The following is a 2,768-nucleotide window of genomic DNA, read 5'->3' as shown; positions in this document are numbered from 1 at the left end:
ATTTCTTCGGCGGGCGATCCGAGAGCTACGGAAAACAGCTTTCGAGCCTGTACGTCGAGGCCACCGAGCTGCTGCAGGACAGGGCCATGATGCTGGGCGGCAATGCGGTCATCGGGCTGCGCATAGACTTCGACGAGATTTCCGGACAGGGGAAGTCGATGTTCATGCTCAACGCCGTGGGCACGGCCGTACTTGCGCAGCGCCAGCAGGCACCCCGCATTCGCGATGACGATCGGGACACCCGCCGGATTTCGGCGGACGACATGGCCGTTCTGCTCCGAAAGAACCAGCTCCTGGCCGACATCGACGGCAAGGCGCTTCGGCTGAACGACGAGACGTGGAGCTTCGCGACGGAGCACGCGATCACCGGGTTCGGGCCGTACGCACTCGGCGCGTTCCGCGACCTCAGCAAATCTCCCGTCGAGGGCCCGTCCCGTGAGATCATCACCAAACGGGTGTTCTCGTACTTCTCGGCGCTGAGCCCCGACGACGCCAAGCGCCTGCTTTATGCAAACCTCGCCAGCTCGGAGGGCCCGGACGCGGATGCGGTGCGGAAGGCCTGCGAGCAGCTCATCGCGGGGCTGGAACTGGTGGATTACGATGAGCTTGCCCGGAGGCTGCCCCAGGCGGGCAGACCGGCCCGGAAGTCGATGCTCAATCTTCTCCGGGCTCATCCGTCCTCTTACTCGGCAGACGACATTCCCCGGCTGGAAGGCCTCATGGCGCAGGTCCAGGAGACCTTTCCGCATCTCTGGACCCGTACCACCATCAAGAGCCTCTTCGGCGGCGACAAGGAGGGCTGGGCTTGCGGCTGTGGCAATTCGGTGCGGCTGACCGACACCCATTGCGGCAACTGCGGCCTGGACGCGTGGGGCTTCGCACAAGGGCAGTATCACCGCAACGCGGCCGTGCTCGAGATCGAGGAGCGGCTGAGGAGCCTGCGGGAATACTTCGCCCCGGGCGAGCCGCCCGAAAAGACGCTGCAGGCGTAGCCCGGGATCCGCCGAGGAGCCAACTTTCCGGCCTCCACGCTTTCACTTGCCGGGCGTCTGGACGCGCCCTACCTTCGCCGGAGTCCCCGAGCCCGGACGTGCCGCGCGCGTCCGGGCTTTCCGCGAGATGCCCCCGCCAATGCCGCTGTACGACGCCGTTCGCCCCCTGCTCTTTGGCCTGGCTCCCGAGCCCGCGCACTTCGCCGGCACGGCCGCGCTGAATGCCGCGCTGCTGACGCCTCCGCAGCGGGCGATGGCGCGCGCGATGTTCCAGGTGCGCCACTCGGCGCTGGCCACGGAGCGGTTCGGGATCCGCTTTCCCAACCCCGTGGGGCTGGCGGCGGGGTTCGACAAGTCCGGCGAGTCGTTCAACGCGCTGGGCGCGCTGGGGTTCGGGCACGTGGAAATCGGCACGGTGACCGCGCTCCCGCAGCCCGGGAACCCGCTTCCGCGCCTGTTCCGGCTGCCCGCGGACCGCGCGCTGCTCAACCGCATGGGCTTCAACAACCCGGGGGCGGATGCCGTGGCGGCCCGGCTGCGGCGCACGCGCATCGAGCCGGTGCTGGGCATCAACATCGGCAAGAGCAAGGCGACGGCGCTGGAAGATGCCACCGCCGACTACCTGCGCAGCCTGGAGCGGCTCGAAGCCTTCGCCGCGTACGTCGTGGTCAACGTGAGCTCGCCCAACACGCCCGGGCTGCGGCAGCTGCAGGACGCCGCGCCCCTGCGCGAGCTCCTGCGCGCCCTGCGCCTGCGCACGGCGGAGCTCGCGAAGGTCCGCGGCGGCGCCCCGCGGCCCATCCTGCTGAAGATTGCCCCCGACCTGACGGACCCGCAGGTGGAGGAGGCCGTCGGCATTGCGGCGGAGGAAGAGATGGCGGGCGTGATCGCGACGAACACCACGGTGTCGCGCGAGGGGCTGCGCACCCCGGGGGTGGACGGGATGGGCGCGGGCGGGATCAGTGGCGCCCCGGTGCACCGGCGCGCGGTGGAGGTGGTGTCGCTGATCTGGCGGACGACGGGCGGGCGGATGCCCATCGTGGGCGTGGGCGGCGTGTTCGGCGCGGCGGACGCGTGGGAGATGATCCGCGCCGGGGCCAGCCTGGTGCAGGTGTGGACCGGGTTCATCTACCAGGGCCCCACCATCGCGCGCGACATCAACCGCGGGCTGCTGGACCGTCTCCGCAACGAGGGGCTGGACCGGATCGACCAGGCTGTGGGGATGGCGCACCCATGATCCCCACCCTATGCACCGCCCGCTTCCTCCGCACGTACCTGCGCGACGGCGCCGGCGCGTTCCGCGAAGAAGAGATGTTCGTGGAGGTGGCCGGCGAGCGCCGCGAGGCCACGCTGTACCTGCCTGACCGCCCACGCCCCGCCCCGGGGTGGGTGGTGCTGCACGGGCTGACGGTGCCCGGCCGCCGCCACAAGGCCATGACGCGCTTCGTCCGCTCGCTGGCGGGTTCGGGCGCGGCCGTGCTGGTGCCCGACGTGCCCGCCTGGCGCGAGCTGCGGCTGGACCTGGAGGCCGCGCGCCAGACCATCGCGGCGGGGGCGCACGTGCTGGCGCACCGGCCCGAGGTGAGGCCGGGCGGCGTGGGGGCCATCGGGTTCTCGTTCGGCGCCACGCAGGCCATCATGGCGTTCGCCGATCCCGGCATCCGCCGCGACCTGAAGGCGGTCGTCTCCTTCGGTGGCTACGCGGACGTGCGGCGGATGGTGAATTCCCTGTTCACCGGCGAGCACGAGTGGGACGGGCGCACGGAGCACGTGGAC

At 70.7% G+C, this 2,768-nt stretch carries 2 protein-coding genes and 1 pseudogene; all 3 read left to right on the top strand.

The features are described 5' to 3' along the window. Positions 1-992 (top strand): YbjQ family protein (locus tag VIB55_RS11185; protein WP_331876744.1); only part of this gene is annotated, 992 nt, incomplete at its 5' end. Positions 993-1,137: 145 nt separating this feature from the next. Further along, the gene (locus VIB55_RS11180) at positions 1,138-2,229 is read left to right on the top strand and encodes a quinone-dependent dihydroorotate dehydrogenase (RefSeq protein WP_349263013.1); all 1,092 of its coding nucleotides are present in this window, start codon (positions 1,138-1,140) and stop codon (positions 2,227-2,229) included. Beyond that, positions 2,226-2,768, top strand: a pseudogene (locus tag VIB55_RS11175) (dienelactone hydrolase family protein); the annotation flags it as partial. The gene VIB55_RS11180 and the pseudogene VIB55_RS11175, both read left to right, overlap by 4 nt.

This window comes from Longimicrobium sp. (assembly GCF_036554565.1).
GTDB lineage: Bacteria > Gemmatimonadota > Gemmatimonadetes > Longimicrobiales > Longimicrobiaceae > Longimicrobium.
Note: the sequence above shows the minus strand (reverse complement) of the source record. Positions and strands in the feature narration are given on the sequence as shown.